The 12427-nt window shown below is 67.5% G+C and carries 15 protein-coding genes; 5 read left to right on the top strand and 10 right to left on the bottom strand.

Annotated elements, in window-relative coordinates:
- Positions 1 to 6: 6 nt before the first annotated feature.
- Positions 7 to 924: a LysR family transcriptional regulator gene (locus tag AC5P5X_RS16785; protein WP_005411002.1), complete on the bottom strand. Its 918-nt coding sequence runs from the start codon at positions 922 to 924 to the stop codon at positions 7 to 9.
- A 141-nt stretch (positions 925 to 1065) separates the two neighbouring features.
- On the opposite strand from AC5P5X_RS16785, the gene AC5P5X_RS16780 reads away from it, so the two are divergent.
- Positions 1066 to 1512 carry a universal stress protein gene (locus AC5P5X_RS16780; protein ID WP_032129880.1) on the top strand — a complete coding sequence of 149 codons (447 nt, stop codon included), beginning with the start codon at positions 1066 to 1068 and terminating at the stop codon, positions 1510 to 1512.
- A gap of 5 nt (positions 1513 to 1517) precedes the next feature.
- Positions 1518 to 1988, top strand: a complete 471-nt coding sequence (locus tag AC5P5X_RS16775; protein WP_049459663.1) for a hypothetical protein — start codon at positions 1518 to 1520, stop codon at positions 1986 to 1988.
- A gap of 39 nt (positions 1989 to 2027) precedes the next feature.
- Here the strand turns inward: AC5P5X_RS16775 and AC5P5X_RS16770 are convergent, their stop codons facing one another.
- From AC5P5X_RS16770 to AC5P5X_RS16745, 6 genes are all read right to left on the bottom strand, one after another.
- Positions 2028 to 3473, bottom strand: a complete 1446-nt coding sequence (locus AC5P5X_RS16770; RefSeq protein ID WP_100438109.1) for a GGDEF domain-containing protein — start codon at positions 3471 to 3473, stop codon at positions 2028 to 2030.
- A 161-nt stretch (positions 3474 to 3634) separates the two neighbouring features.
- Positions 3635 to 4465 carry an S-formylglutathione hydrolase gene (gene fghA / locus AC5P5X_RS16765; RefSeq protein WP_099524261.1) on the bottom strand — a complete coding sequence of 277 codons (831 nt, stop codon included), beginning with the start codon at positions 4463 to 4465 and terminating at the stop codon, positions 3635 to 3637.
- A 63-nt stretch (positions 4466 to 4528) separates the two neighbouring features.
- Positions 4529 to 4888: a YqcC family protein gene (locus AC5P5X_RS16760; protein WP_005411007.1), complete on the bottom strand. Its 360-nt coding sequence runs from the start codon at positions 4886 to 4888 to the stop codon at positions 4529 to 4531.
- A gap of 8 nt (positions 4889 to 4896) precedes the next feature.
- Positions 4897 to 6006 (bottom strand): S-(hydroxymethyl)glutathione dehydrogenase/class III alcohol dehydrogenase, encoded by a 1110-nt coding sequence (locus AC5P5X_RS16755; RefSeq protein ID WP_005411008.1) that lies wholly within the window; start codon positions 6004 to 6006, stop codon positions 4897 to 4899.
- Between the two features lie 59 nt (positions 6007 to 6065).
- Complete coding sequence (gene frmR, locus AC5P5X_RS16750) at positions 6066 to 6341, bottom strand: formaldehyde-responsive transcriptional repressor FrmR (protein ID WP_005411009.1); 276 nt, start codon at positions 6339 to 6341, stop codon at positions 6066 to 6068.
- A 70-nt stretch (positions 6342 to 6411) separates the two neighbouring features.
- Positions 6412 to 7317 carry a LysR family transcriptional regulator gene (locus AC5P5X_RS16745; RefSeq protein ID WP_100438111.1) on the bottom strand — a complete coding sequence of 302 codons (906 nt, stop codon included), beginning with the start codon at positions 7315 to 7317 and terminating at the stop codon, positions 6412 to 6414.
- 129 nt (positions 7318 to 7446) lie between these two features.
- On the opposite strand from AC5P5X_RS16745, the gene AC5P5X_RS16740 reads away from it, so the two are divergent.
- Positions 7447 to 8550 (top strand): alkene reductase, encoded by a 1104-nt coding sequence (locus tag AC5P5X_RS16740; RefSeq protein ID WP_049433583.1) that lies wholly within the window; start codon positions 7447 to 7449, stop codon positions 8548 to 8550.
- A gap of 101 nt (positions 8551 to 8651) precedes the next feature.
- Here the strand turns inward: AC5P5X_RS16740 and AC5P5X_RS16735 are convergent, their stop codons facing one another.
- Positions 8652 to 9329: an SMI1/KNR4 family protein gene (locus AC5P5X_RS16735; RefSeq protein ID WP_043034024.1), complete on the bottom strand. Its 678-nt coding sequence runs from the start codon at positions 9327 to 9329 to the stop codon at positions 8652 to 8654.
- A gap of 114 nt (positions 9330 to 9443) precedes the next feature.
- Between AC5P5X_RS16735 and AC5P5X_RS16730 the strand changes: the two genes are divergently transcribed.
- On the top strand, positions 9444 to 9860 hold the full coding sequence (locus tag AC5P5X_RS16730; protein ID WP_043034099.1) for a VOC family protein: 417 nt from the start codon (positions 9444 to 9446) through the stop codon (positions 9858 to 9860).
- A 12-nt stretch (positions 9861 to 9872) separates the two neighbouring features.
- Here the strand turns inward: AC5P5X_RS16730 and AC5P5X_RS16725 are convergent, their stop codons facing one another.
- Positions 9873 to 10568, bottom strand: coding sequence for a DAPG hydrolase family protein (locus AC5P5X_RS16725; protein ID WP_005411014.1), 696 nt, complete (start codon positions 10566 to 10568; stop codon positions 9873 to 9875).
- A 76-nt stretch (positions 10569 to 10644) separates the two neighbouring features.
- On the opposite strand from AC5P5X_RS16725, the gene AC5P5X_RS16720 reads away from it, so the two are divergent.
- Complete coding sequence (locus AC5P5X_RS16720; protein WP_024956057.1) at positions 10645 to 11307, top strand: TetR/AcrR family transcriptional regulator; 663 nt, start codon at positions 10645 to 10647, stop codon at positions 11305 to 11307.
- A gap of 146 nt (positions 11308 to 11453) precedes the next feature.
- On the opposite strand, the gene AC5P5X_RS16715 is transcribed toward AC5P5X_RS16720, so the two are convergent.
- On the bottom strand, positions 11454 to 12338 hold the full coding sequence (locus AC5P5X_RS16715; protein ID WP_005411016.1) for a LysR family transcriptional regulator: 885 nt from the start codon (positions 12336 to 12338) through the stop codon (positions 11454 to 11456).
- Positions 12339 to 12427: the final 89 nt, after the last annotated feature.

Genomic DNA, 12427 nt, shown 5'->3' with positions numbered 1-12427 from the left:
CAGATGTCAGCGCGGGGCCTCCCCTGCGCTTTCGCACATGGTCTTGATCGACCGCCGCAGCCACTGGTGGGCGGCGTCGTTGTCCAGTCGTGGATGCCAGGCCTGCACGATGGCGGCGGTCCGCACCGGGATCGGCAGCGGGAACAGGCGCAGCGGCAGGCGCATGCTGACGATCCGCTCCAGCATCACGCTCGGCATCTGCGGCAGGATCAGGTCCGATTCGGCCGCCGCGAAGATCGCGCCGTGGAAGGTCGGGCTGATCAGCGCCACCCGCCGCTGCAGGCCCAGCGCGGCCAGATCATCGTCGATCGGACCACGCGGCAAGCCGCGGCGCGACACCGCGATGTGGTCGCAGGCGGCAAAACGCTCGGCGCTGATCTCCTCATCGAACAACGGATGATCTTCGCGCGCGGCGCCCATGAACGAGGTACTGAACAGGTTCTGCACCTTGGTATCGGGCGCATGCTTGCCGGCGGTGCTGATGTACAGGTCGATCCGGCCCTGCGCCATCGCATCGTCGTCGGTATCGCCCTCGGGCACGAAGCGCAGCACTGCGCGCGGCGCCTGCTGGCGGAACAGCTCGCGCAGGCGTCCGCCGAAACCACCGACGAACACATCATTGGCACGCACGCTGAAGGTTCGCTCGAGAACGCGCATGTCTACCTCGCGACCGGCGTTGAAGACGCGGTGGGCCTGCTCGATCACATCGCGGACCTGCTCGCGCAGCTGCAGGGCGCGGGGCGTGGGCGCCAGACCGCGGCCGGCACGCACCAGCACCGGGTCGCCCAGCGCGGTGCGGATCCGGCCCAGGGTACGGCTCATCGCCGGCGCGCTCAGGTTCATCCGGCGCGCGGCGGCGGCCACGCTGCATTCGTCAATCAGCACGTCCAGTGCCAGCAACAGGTTCAGGTCCGGCAGGGGCATGACAGTCTCCAGTAAATCAGATGACTTTACGGCACTTGCAACCACGGTGGATTGCGTTCGACGCATTCATTGACTGACGCGCACGGCATGGGTGCGCGCGGTGACATCGGCGACCATCCCCGGCCTGCCAAGGAGACATCCATGTTCAATACCCTGCTGGTCGCCCTGGATGGTGGCCCCCAGCACGCGCGCGTGCTGGACCTGGCCGCCGCCATCGCCGGCCCCCACAGCCGCCTGCACCTGCTGTGCGTGCTCGACCCCGAATTCGCGCTGGCGGCCGATGCCAGCGAAGCCGACCGCATCGAGTACCCGGAAGCCGCCCGCCAGCGCTCGCGGGCCGAAGCGGTGCTGGCCGAAGCCCTGGCCGAGCTGCGCGAACGCGGCGTCGACGCCATCGCGCAGATTCCCTCCGGCGACCCGGGCGAAGTGATCAGCGAGCAGGCCCGGCGCCTGAAGTGCGACCTGATCGTCATCGGCCACCGCCACCTGTCCCGGCTGGAACGCCTGTTCGAACCCTCGATCGGGCAATGGACCATCGACCACGCGCCCTGTCCGGTGCTGGTGGAAACCCGCGACCCACAGCCCTAGCCACCATGGCCTCCCGTTCCCCGTCGTTTCCCACCCGGGTCAACTACCGCGCCTTCGGTCGACAGTTCGGCCGGGGCGAACAGGCGCTGCTGGGCGCGATACGGCAGTTGCGCGACCCCGATCTGCAGGCCGATGGCCTTGCCCAGCTGAGCGGACTCGGGCTTGGCCAGGAGGGCTGCGACGCCTTCATCGGCCTGCTGCCCCTGCTGGCCACCCCCGCCGCTCCGATCGATCTGCTGCCGGCCGGCTCTCCCTTCATTGCCGCCAGCGAGCTGGACCTGCTGGTCTGCCTGCTGCGCATCGCACAATGGCGGCATGCGCGGCCCCGCGAAGACGACACGCTGGCACCGTTGCGCCGGCAACTGGCACGCTGTGCGATGGCCGTGCAGGCGGCAAACCTGCCGTTGCGGCAGCGCTCGTTGTCACCGGTCGGGCTGAGGCTGCTCGATCCGACCGGCTGGTTGCGGCAGCGATAAGCCGTCGCGCCCCCCGTGTGATCGCATGCAGAGAGCTGCTCAGCAGTCCATCGTTCCGTGCGTGCTGCCCTCGTCATCCAGCACGTGCGCATGCAGGATCACCTGGTTGCGGCCAGCCCGCTTGGCGGCATACAGGCCGGCATCGGCGTCTGCCAGCAACTGATCGGCACTGGCCAGAGCCGGCGGATGCAGGTAACCCACGCCGACGCTGATGCTGACCGGGCCTTCCGGCAATGGCAGCGCTTCGACCGCTTCGCGCAGCCGCTCGGCCAGCGCCAGCACGCCCGACAACGGGCTTCCGGGCACGATGACGGCGAACTCTTCACCGCCATAACGCGCAACGCTGTCACCACCGCGACCGGCTATGACCTTCAGCACCCCGGCCACCGCCTGCAGGCAACGATCACCGGCCGGATGGCCGTGCTGGTCGTTGAAGGCCTTGAAGTGGTCGATATCCACCAGCAGCAGGCCCAGCTCGGTGCCGCTGCGCCGTGCGCGATTCCACTCGGACGTCAGCCGTGCGTCGAACTCGCGGCGGTTGGCCACGCCGGTCAGGCCATCCTGCCGCGCCAGTTGATCCAGTGCTGCCTGGCGTTCCAGAAGATCGGTCTGCAGCAGGACGCTGCGCAGGCCGAAGCCAAGGGTGGCTACGACGAAGCCGGCAACGGCCAACGGCCGCGCATGATCGACCACCAGCGTGCCGACCACCAGCAGCAGCAATGGCAGGATGATCGGACCGGCGGCCTGCACCGTCCTCGCCAGCCGCGGGTGTGCCGTGGTGCCTGTGTCCGGCGCCGTGTCCAGCGCCAAGCAGGCGATCAGCAGAAAAGGTACGTCGATCAGCAGATCGTTGAACGCACCGAATGCATCATCGGAGGTGTAGTGGTTGATGTAGTAGGCCACCAGCAGATAGGCCAGTGCGTACAGCGCCAGTGCGCGGAAGAACCTGCGCCGTTCGGGCACGTCGCCGGCCAGCCATCGCACCACGGCGAACGCGGCGATACACAGGTTCTGGATGTCGAACATGCGCTGCATGTTGGACATCGCATGGGCGTCGACCTCGACACGGGCGGCGAACGATGCGGTGTGCACGAAGAACAGCACACCCAGCAGCGCCGCCATCGCCGCGTCGATCAGGCTGATGCTCAGGCGCTCGCGGCGTGCCCGGGCCAGGATGAACACCAGGGGCACTCCATACAGCACGTACAGGAACAGGCTTGCGCGCGGGGTGAAATCGGCACGCCCGGCGCCCAAGGCGTCGATCATGTTGAACGCCATGCCGCCGGCCCACAGCAGCAGTGCCAATGCCGTGGCGCGCCACCCCAGTGCCGCGCGGTCGCGGCGGGCCCGCCACAGGCAGGCGGCCGCCGCCAGCAGCGGTGCGCCGGTCAGGAAAACGAAGGAGCCTACCCCGGCGGGGCCAGGCCACAGGGCCAGCACCAGGCCATGGCACAGCACATACAGCAGCGCCAGCACTACCGGCATGCATCCCCCCGATCCGCAAGGCCGTCTACGCGCACGATAGCGCGGGGCGGCGCCATAAGGGTGTGATCCATCGCTGAAAAAGGGGACGGAGGGGATTAAGTCGTTTGCGGCACAGCGGCAAATGCGACTTAACCCCCTCCGTCCCCTTTTTCCCAGGGCGCTCAGCCCTGCAGGGCGCGGGCGTGGTGGGCGATGTGCTCGCCGATGAAGCTGGCGATGAAGTAGTAGCTGTGGTCGTAGCCGAGCTGCAGGCGCAGGGTCAGCGGATGGCCGGCGGCATCGCAGGCCTGCTGCAGGCGCTGCGGCTGCAGCTGGGTCTGCAGGAACTCGTCCGCCTCGCCCTGGTCGACCAGCAGCGGCAGGCGCTCGTCAGCCATAGCGATCAGCTCGCAGGCATCCCATTGCGCCCAGTCGGCCGGGTTGTCGCCCAGATAGGCATGGAAGGCCTTCTGCCCCCACGGCACGTGGCTGGGCGCGACGATCGGCGAAAACGCCGACACGCTGCGATAGCGCCCGGGGTTGCGCAGCGCGATCACCAGCGCGCCATGGCCGCCCATCGAATGGCCACTGATCGCGCGCGCGTCGGTCACCGCGAAGTTCGCCTCGATCAGCGCCGGCAGCTCCTGCGCCACGTAGTCATGCATGCGGTAGTGCTTCGCCCACGGTGCGCGGGTGGCATTGAGGTAGAACCCTGCCCCCTTGCCCAGGTCGTAGCCCTCGGCATCGGCCACGTCATCACCGCGCGGGCTGGTGTCGGGCGCGACGATGATCACACCGTGCTCGGCCGCATAACGCTGCGCGCCGGCCTTGGTGATGAAGTTCTGCTCGGTGCAGGTCAGGCCGCTCAGCCAGTACAGCACCGGCAGCTTCTGTGTTTCCGCCTGCGGTGGCAGGTACACGGCGAACTGCATGTCGCAGCCCAGCGTGGTCGAATGATGGCGGTAGACGTCCTGCCAGCCGCCAAAACAGGCGCGGTGTTCAATGCGTTCCATGGTGCTCTCCTGCGCGGCGCGTCAGCGCACGCGTGCTGCTGGTAGATGCCGACCGTGGTCGGCTTATCCACGCCCGGCGTGGATGCCTTGGTTGATCCGTTCATCCAGCTGTGCCAGCAGGCGCAGCAACGATTCGACGCCAGGCTGGCCGTCCAGGTTGCGATACGCCGCCACCGCCACGTCGCTGCGTGGTGGCCACTGGCCGTCGGCGCGGGCTTCGTGCAGGCGCGGCAGGAATACCTGCGCAAGCCACTGCTCGAACGGCATGCCATCGTCGCTGCCGAAGGCCGAGGTCACCGCACGCGGTGGTCCCACCTCGCCGTCGACCCAGCCCAGCGCACGCAACGCCTGCTCGATCGGCACCACCAGGGCCGCGCGCGGGTCTTCCGCACGCGGCCGGCGCAGGGCATCGAACCAGCCCATGACGTGGCTCAGTAGTGGACCACCGAACGGATCGACTTGCCTTCATGCATCAGGTCGAAGGCGTCGTTGATCTTGTCCAGGTCCATGGTGTGGGTGACGAACGGGGCCAGTTCGATATCGCCCTTCATCGCATCCTCGACCATGCCCGGCAGCTGGCTGCGGCCCTTCACGCCGCCGAAGGCGGTGCCCATCCACTTGCGCCCGGTCACCAGCTGGAACGGACGGGTGGAGATCTCCTGGCCCGAACCGGCCACGCCGATCACCACGCTCTGGCCCCAGCCACGGTGCGCACATTCCAGCGCCGCGCGCATCACGTTGACGTTGCCGATGCACTCGAAGCTGTGGTCCACGCCCCAGGTGGTCATTTCAACGATGACCTGCTGGATCGGCTTGTCGAAGTCCTTCGGATTGATGCAGTCGGTGGCACCGAATTCGCGCGCCAGCTCGAACTTGGACGGGTTGGTGTCCACCGCGATGATGCGGCCGGCCTTGGCCTGGCGTGCACCCTGGATCACCGCCAGGCCGATGCCACCGAGGCCGAACACGGCCACGCTGTCGCCTTCCTGCACCTTGGCGGTGTTGTGTACCGCGCCGATGCCGGTGGTGACGCCGCAGCCGAGCAGGCAGACATGTTCCGGGTTGGCGTCCGGGTTGATCTTGGCCAGCGAGACTTCGGCAACGACGGTGTACTCGCTGAAGGTCGAGCAACCCATGTAGTGGTACAGCGGCTCACCGTTGTAGCTGAAGCGGCTGGTGCCATCGGGCATCACACCCTTGCCCTGGGTGGCGCGCACGGCCACGCACAGGTTGGTCTTGCCGCTCTTGCAGAACAGGCACTCGCCGCACTCGGCGGTGTACAGCGGAATCACGTGGTCGCCGGGCTTGACGCTGGTCACGCCCTCGCCGACCTCCACCACGATGCCGGCACCTTCATGGCCCAGCACCACCGGGAACAGGCCTTCCGGGTCATCGCCGGACAGGGTGAACGCATCGGTGTGGCAGACACCGGTATGGGTGATCTTCACCAGCACCTCGCCTGCCTTCGGCGGGGCGACGTCGATCTCGACGATCTGCAGCGGCTGGCCGGGACCAAAGGCGACGGCGGCACGGGATTTCATGGGTGGACTCTCCAGAGACAGGCAATGACAGGATGGGCGGCGCCATGTTGCGCCATCGTTTATTTCAGGTACGAGCGGATCAACGCGCTCATGTCGCGCACGCGTTCGGCGCGTTGTTCATCGGAGGCTGCGGGTTGCCCGAACTCCTCGCGCAGATGAGCCTCCATCACCTCGGACATCAGGCCGTTGACCGCGCCACGGATGGCGGCGATCTGCTGCAGCACCGGCCCGCAGTCGGCGCCGGCTTCCAGCGCGCGGTCCAGCGCATCGCACTGGCCGCGGATGCGGCGCACGCGGGCCAGGACCTTTTTCTTCTCTTCGGGGGAGTGCGGCATGGCGGGCCACCTCGGAACTATACTGGGGGACAGTATACAAGCCGAAGTCACGAACTCAATCCTGGCCGGCTCAATCAAACAATCCCTCACCCGCCAACCGCGCCAGCTCATCCACCACGTAGCGCACCTTGGGCCGCAGGTGGCGTGTCGGTGGCCACAACGCGTGGATATCGATGTGCCGTTGCATGTGCGCATCCAGCACCGACCGCAGCGCGCCGGAATCCAGGTGGCGGCGCACCAGTGAAACCGGCATCTGGCAGATACCAAGCCCGGCGATGGCTGCCTCGATCACCGCGTCGCCGTCATTGAGTTGATACGGCGCATTCGGGATGAATGTCCCTTCGTCCTCCTCGCTACCGATCCGCCACCACACCGGTTGCCCGTGGCGGAAGCCAACAATGCTGCGGTGCTGCGCCAGTTCCTCCACCGTGCGCGGCACGCCGTGCGCCTGCAGATACTCTGGCGATGCGCAGGTGACCAGCCGCTGGCGCCCCAGCCGCCGCGCCACCAGATGCTCTGCCTGGTGCAGCCCACCGAAACGGATCAGCAGGTCGATGCCTTCCTCGACCGGATCGACGAAGTGATCGGTGAAGGTCATCGTCAACTGCAGGTCCGGGTACTGCCGGCACAGCCGCAACAGCACCGGCAGCACCACCAGGCGCCCGAACGAGGATGGCATGTCGATGCGCAGCCGCCCGCTGGGCAGGCCGGCCGAACCCAGGCAGGCCTCGGCGGCGGAGATTTCTTCCAGCGCCGCCGCGCACGATGCGTAGTACGCCTCGCCATCGGTGGTCAGCGCGATGCGCCGCGTGGTGCGGTGGAACAGGCGCACCCCCAGCCGCGCTTCCAGCCGGGCGATGGCCTTGCCCACCGCCGAGCGCGAGATGCCCAGCGCGTCGGCGGCCTCGGTGAAGCTGCCTGAGCGGGCCGTGGTGACGAACGTGACCAGGCCATTCAACGATTCCAGCGGCAGCATCGTTCGCGCTCCATTGGGGACAAATAGTCCCGCACCCAGGGAGATCGAAGCGCTTTATGCGCCCGCATGTCAACTCCATCCTGTGTGCATCGCGCCGCTGGCGCCTTCCCCCGCATCGAGATGACCGACATGACCGCCGCCCTGTTCCGCCCCTTCGACCTTGCAGGCACTTCCCTGCGCAACCGCATCGCGATGGCGCCGATGACCCGTGCCCGCAACCCCGGAGCGGTCGCCAACGAACTCACCGCGCAGTACTACCGGCAGCGCGCCAGCGCCGGCCTGATCATCAGCGAAGGCACGCCTGTCTCGCCGCAGGGCCAGGGCTACATCGACGTGCCGGGCATCTGGTCGGCCGAGCAGGTGGCCGGGTGGAAGCGTGTCACCGAGGCGGTGCATGCCGCACAGGGCACGATCTTCGCCCAGCTCTGGCACGTCGGCCGCATGTCGCATTCCTCGCTGCAGCCCGGCGGTGGGCAACCGGTCAGCGCCGGTACCCGCCCGGTGGCCAGCGCACCGAAGAACACCTCGTTCGTGTACCTGGACGATGGCAGCCGCGGCCACGCCGATCCCACTCCGGCACGTGCACTGGAGACTGCGGAGATCCCCGGTATCGTCGACGACTTCGTGCGCGGGGCAGACAACGCCATTGCGGCCGGCTTCGACGGCATCGAACTGCATGCCGCCAACGGTTACCTGTTCGAGCAGTTCCTCAACCCGCTCATCAACCAGCGTGATGATCGCTACGGCGGCTCGCTGCCCAATCGTGCGCGCTTGATCCTGGAAACCGTCGATGCGATGGCGCAGCGTATCGGTGCGCATCGCATCGGCGTGCGCCTGGCACCGAACAACCTCACCTTCGACATGCCGTTCTACCCCGACAACGAAGCCACCTATCTGTACCTGGCCGAGGAACTGGGCAAGCGTGGGCTGGCCTACGTGCACCTCAACGACAACCTGCAGGCGGGCCGGTCGGTGCTGGGCGAGGCGTTTCTGCGGCAGTTCAGGCAGGCCTACGGTGGCACCGTCATCCTGGCAGGTGGCATGACCCGCGAACGCGCCCTGCAGCTGGTCGAAGCGGGCACCATCGACCTGGCCGCGTTCGGCCAGCCGTTCATCGCCAACCCGGATCTGGTCGAACGCCTGCAGCGCAACATCGCGTTGGCCACGCCCGACCGCAGCACCTATTACGGTGGCGGCGAAGCAGGCTACCTCGACTACCCGGCCGCGGGCTGATCCCCCACGGGGTCGGAGCCCTTTCCAACGGAAAGGGCTCTGACCCCTGTTCGGCGCACAAGGCGTCAGAGCCACGCTGCGCGCGGATCCGACCCCGGCCTTCAGGCGTCCTCGCGCACGTAGGCGAACGACTCGTCCAACCGCTCGAAGCCGATCACCTCAGCGACGATGGCCTGTGCATCCTCGTCGCTGATGTTTCCTTCAGCGATATCGTCAACGCGGGCGAACAGCCGCTGCAGGGCTGCGTACTGGTCATCGCGCAGGAACGGCTGGTGGCTCTGCAGCCAGCGCCGCAGGTTGCTGGCCAGCTCGCCGTGCGACAGCAGCGTGTACGGCCCCTGGTAGTCAGCAACGGCTTCGACCATCTTGCGGAACAGGAAATCCTGATAGCTGGCGGCCAGCACATCGGCACGATCATCGTCATGCCACGCCAGCACGACGGGGGGCTCGGCAAAGCCGGGCGCGTTGCTCCAGAAGCAGTAGCTGTCGCCGCCGCCGGTCCGCGCAAAGGGCAGCAACTGCAGGTCAGTGCGCAGGGGATTGTAATGATCCTCCGCGGTCAGCTCCTGCCACGCCTCGAGCAGTTCATCGTGTTCCAACGGCTCATAGTCCTGGGCATACAGCAGCACCGGCGGATCCGCCTGCAGCGTCGGGAATACCACCTCGGACCATTCCGGATGTGGGGCACCCCAACTCAACCGATCCGCTGCATGCAGCTGCTTGAACAGGGGCGGGAAGGACTGGCCGGTGGCCTGCTCGATGCCGGATAGCGCGCTCATGGATGTCCTTGTCGATGGAGACCGCCCAGCTTGCCCGAATCCGCGCAGGAGATGAACCGGCCGCAGCACGCGGCAGGACTAGACTGCGACCACCGGATGCCGCCCATCGCTGCCATGAACCCCACTGCCCACAGCTTCATCGTCAACCTCGACGTGCCCGACCTGGCCGCCGCCGAAGACTTCTACATCCGGGCCTTCGGCCTGCGCATCGGCCGCCGTCTCGGCCCGGGCGCCGTGGAGCTGCTCGGTGGGCCAACGCCGCTCTACCTGCTGCACAACGACGCCGGCAGCGCCGCCACCGAAGACGGCGACGTGCGCGACTACGAGCGCCATTGGACGCCGCTGCACCTGGATTGGGTGGTGGATGACATCGAAGCCGCGCTGGTACGTGCAGTCGCAGCCGGAGCGACGCTCGAGCAATCCATACGCGAGCGTCGCTGGGGGCACATCGCCGTGCTGGCCGATCCGTTCGGCCACGGCTTCTGCCTGATCCAGTTCAGCGGCGAAGGCTACGACGCACTGGTCGAATGACCGCTGCACCGCTCACCACGGCAACGGCACCGCTTCGCCGTTGGCGCGCTCACCGTAGTACAGCGACGGCAGCAGGCGCGAGAGGAAACTGAACTCCGTGTAGCAGTGCTTGAGCAGGCCCAGCCCGACCGCATCGCCGGCATCGCGGTGCGGATCGGTGCTGTCCAGGCCGAGCACGAAGCGGCTGCGCAGCACACAGCCAAACGGCGTATCGCGTGCGACGTGCAGCATCTGCCCGTCGCAGGGGTCAGCGTTTGCATCCAGGCGGACCTGGTCGCCGAAGCCGATGCGCGCGGCGATCACCGCCGATACATCGCCTGCATCCTGTGCCGCCTGCAGGCGCTCGGGCACCAGCAACGTGCGCGGGTCATGGAACTTCAGGCGCGCCGCCACCGGCGGAATGTCGGCCAGCGATTCCACCGCATGGATGCTGGCGCCGTGGTAGCTGCGCCCGCGCTGCCAGGCCGCGTCCCAGCCGCGATGCTCGACATGATCGACCGGATGCCACCAGCGGATGTGCTGGGTGGTCTCGAAGAAGGTGAACCACCAGTCGAGCATGCGGCCCTTGCAGCCGTGCAGATCGGTGCGCACCGCCACCAGCAGGGTGCCGTCTTCGCGGCGCTGGATGCCGGTCTCCAGATGCATCGGCGCCGGGTCGAGCAGATCGTGGTGGTCCAGCCAGGCGCGGGCGTTCACAGCGGTATCCATCGGGGTCTCCTGCGGTGTTGGGAGTCCCGACAATACGGAAACGATATTCGTTTCGCAATTGTCCGGATGCGGTAAGATGGGCGCAATGAACAGCACCACCGTGCCCGAGCCCACATCACCGACCCGCCGCCGCGGCCGCCCTGCGCGGCCGGAAGCCGAAGTCCGCCACGCCGTGCTGCAGGCCACGCTGGAACTGCTGCTGGCGCAGGGCTACGAGGCCACCACCATCGAAGCGGTGGCGGCGCACGCCGGGGTGGCGAAGAAGACCGTCTACCGCCACGCCAGCAACCGCGAGGAACTGGTTGGGTTGGCGGTGCGTGAGTGGACCGACGGCTTCGCGCCACAACTGCAGCGCGATGCGCGCAATGCCCAAGAGGTCGTGCCGTTGCTGCAGGACATCCTGCACGCGGTGTGCGCGCAGGCGCTGTCGGCGCAGGCGGTGCAGGTATTCCGCCTGCTGGCCACCGACTTTCCCGGCAAGGACGCGCTGCTGCAGGCCTATCTGGACAACGGCATCGAACGCGGCCGTGCGCTGCTGGCCGACTGGCTGGCGCGCCAGCAACAGCGTGGGCTGCTGCGCGAGGGAGATCCTGTTCGCATGGCGCGATTGCTGCTGGCGATGGCCGTGGCCGAGCCGCTGCGCGAACGCGTGATCGGTGTGGTGGCCGAGGATGCGCCGGTGGACGTGCACCTGCGCGACTGCGTGGCGTTCTTGGCGCCGGTGTTGCAGGCGCCGTAAGGTTGTTCCATCCACGCGTGGCGTGGATCTACCGGCCGGTCCCGATTCGTTGGTCGGCAATGGCCTTGCCCGGTGGGTGCCGACCGTTGGTCGGCACTGGCCTTCCACGGTGGGTGCCGACCGTTGGTCGGCACTCCTGCAGTAACTCACTCGCGCAGCATGTCCACGAACGCGCGCAACGCACCGGGCATCTGCCGCTGCTTCGGGTAGTACAGCGCGAAGCCGGCGAACGGTTCGCTCCAGTCTTCCAGCACTGCCACCATCTGGCCGGATTCGATGTACGGGCGGGCGGTGTCTTCCAGCACATAGGCCAGGCCGATGCCATCGAGTACCGCTCTGACCACGGTGCCCTGCTCGCACAGCGTCAGCCGCCCCGGTACATCGATCTCCAGCGCCTGCCCACCGCGCTCGAACTGCCACTTGTACAGATGCCCGCTGGCGAAGCGGAAGCGGATGCATTCGTGTGTGGCCAGGTCGCGCGGATGCTGTGGCGCCGGGCGCCGCCGCAGGTAGTCCGGCGAGCCGACAATCAAGCCACGCAGCGGTGGGCCCATCGGCACCGCCACCATGTCCTCGGGTACGAACTCGTGCAGGCGCACGCCGGCGTCGTAGCCTTCGGCAACGATATCGACCAGGCCATCGTTCTCGGTCAGCTCCACCCGCACGTCGGGATGGGCGTGCAGGAAGCGCGCCAGCCGTGGCCCCAACTGGGTCGGCACTGCGGCGCGGGTAGCATTGATACGCAGCAGGCCCGCCGGCGCGGCGCGGAACTGGTTCATCTCCTCCAGCGCGTCATTCACCTGGCCCAGCGCGGGCTGCAGGCGTTCCAGCAGGCGCTGCCCGGCCTCGGTCAGGGCCACGCTGCGGGTGGTGCGATGGAACAGGCCCACGCCCAACCGTTCCTCCAGCGCGCGGATGGCATAGCTCACCGCCGAGGTCGACAGCGCCAGCTCGGCGCCGGCACGGCGGAAGCTGCGGTGACGGGCGACCGCCGCGAACGCGGCCAGGTGGGTGAGATTGTCAGTGGCCATGATTGTGCAGTTTCACTTGATGAATCATGCCGATATCCGTGCTTCTTGCGGCTGGGTACGGGGCGTATTGTAAAACGCCTTTCGACAAA

It is taken from the genome of Stenotrophomonas sp. YJH_SMC_91, assembly GCF_059368495.1.
Note: the sequence above shows the minus strand (reverse complement) of the source record. Positions and strands in the feature narration are given on the sequence as shown.

Coding starts and splice junctions, on each gene's coding strand:
- AC5P5X_RS16785 (WP_005411002.1), bottom strand. CDS start 924: ATGCCCCTGCCGGACCTGAACCTGTTGCTGGCACTGGACGTGCTGATT.
- AC5P5X_RS16780 (WP_032129880.1), top strand. CDS start 1,066: ATGTTCAATACCCTGCTGGTCGCCCTGGATGGTGGCCCCCAGCACGCG.
- AC5P5X_RS16775 (WP_049459663.1), top strand. CDS start 1,518: ATGGCCTCCCGTTCCCCGTCGTTTCCCACCCGGGTCAACTACCGCGCC.
- AC5P5X_RS16770 (WP_100438109.1), bottom strand. CDS start 3,473: ATGCCGGTAGTGCTGGCGCTGCTGTATGTGCTGTGCCATGGCCTGGTG.
- fghA (WP_099524261.1), bottom strand. CDS start 4,465: ATGGAACGCATTGAACACCGCGCCTGTTTTGGCGGCTGGCAGGACGTC.
- AC5P5X_RS16760 (WP_005411007.1), bottom strand. CDS start 4,888: ATGGGCTGGTTCGATGCCCTGCGCCGGCCGCGTGCGGAAGACCCGCGC.
- AC5P5X_RS16755 (WP_005411008.1), bottom strand. CDS start 6,006: ATGAAATCCCGTGCCGCCGTCGCCTTTGGTCCCGGCCAGCCGCTGCAG.
- frmR (WP_005411009.1), bottom strand. CDS start 6,341: ATGCCGCACTCCCCCGAAGAGAAGAAAAAGGTCCTGGCCCGCGTGCGC.
- AC5P5X_RS16745 (WP_100438111.1), bottom strand. CDS start 7,317: ATGCTGCCGCTGGAATCGTTGAATGGCCTGGTCACGTTCGTCACCACG.
- AC5P5X_RS16740 (WP_049433583.1), top strand. CDS start 7,447: ATGACCGCCGCCCTGTTCCGCCCCTTCGACCTTGCAGGCACTTCCCTG.
- AC5P5X_RS16735 (WP_043034024.1), bottom strand. CDS start 9,329: ATGAGCGCGCTATCCGGCATCGAGCAGGCCACCGGCCAGTCCTTCCCG.
- AC5P5X_RS16730 (WP_043034099.1), top strand. CDS start 9,444: ATGAACCCCACTGCCCACAGCTTCATCGTCAACCTCGACGTGCCCGAC.
- AC5P5X_RS16725 (WP_005411014.1), bottom strand. CDS start 10,568: ATGGATACCGCTGTGAACGCCCGCGCCTGGCTGGACCACCACGATCTG.
- AC5P5X_RS16720 (WP_024956057.1), top strand. CDS start 10,645: ATGGGCGCAATGAACAGCACCACCGTGCCCGAGCCCACATCACCGACC.
- AC5P5X_RS16715 (WP_005411016.1), bottom strand. CDS start 12,338: ATGGCCACTGACAATCTCACCCACCTGGCCGCGTTCGCGGCGGTCGCC.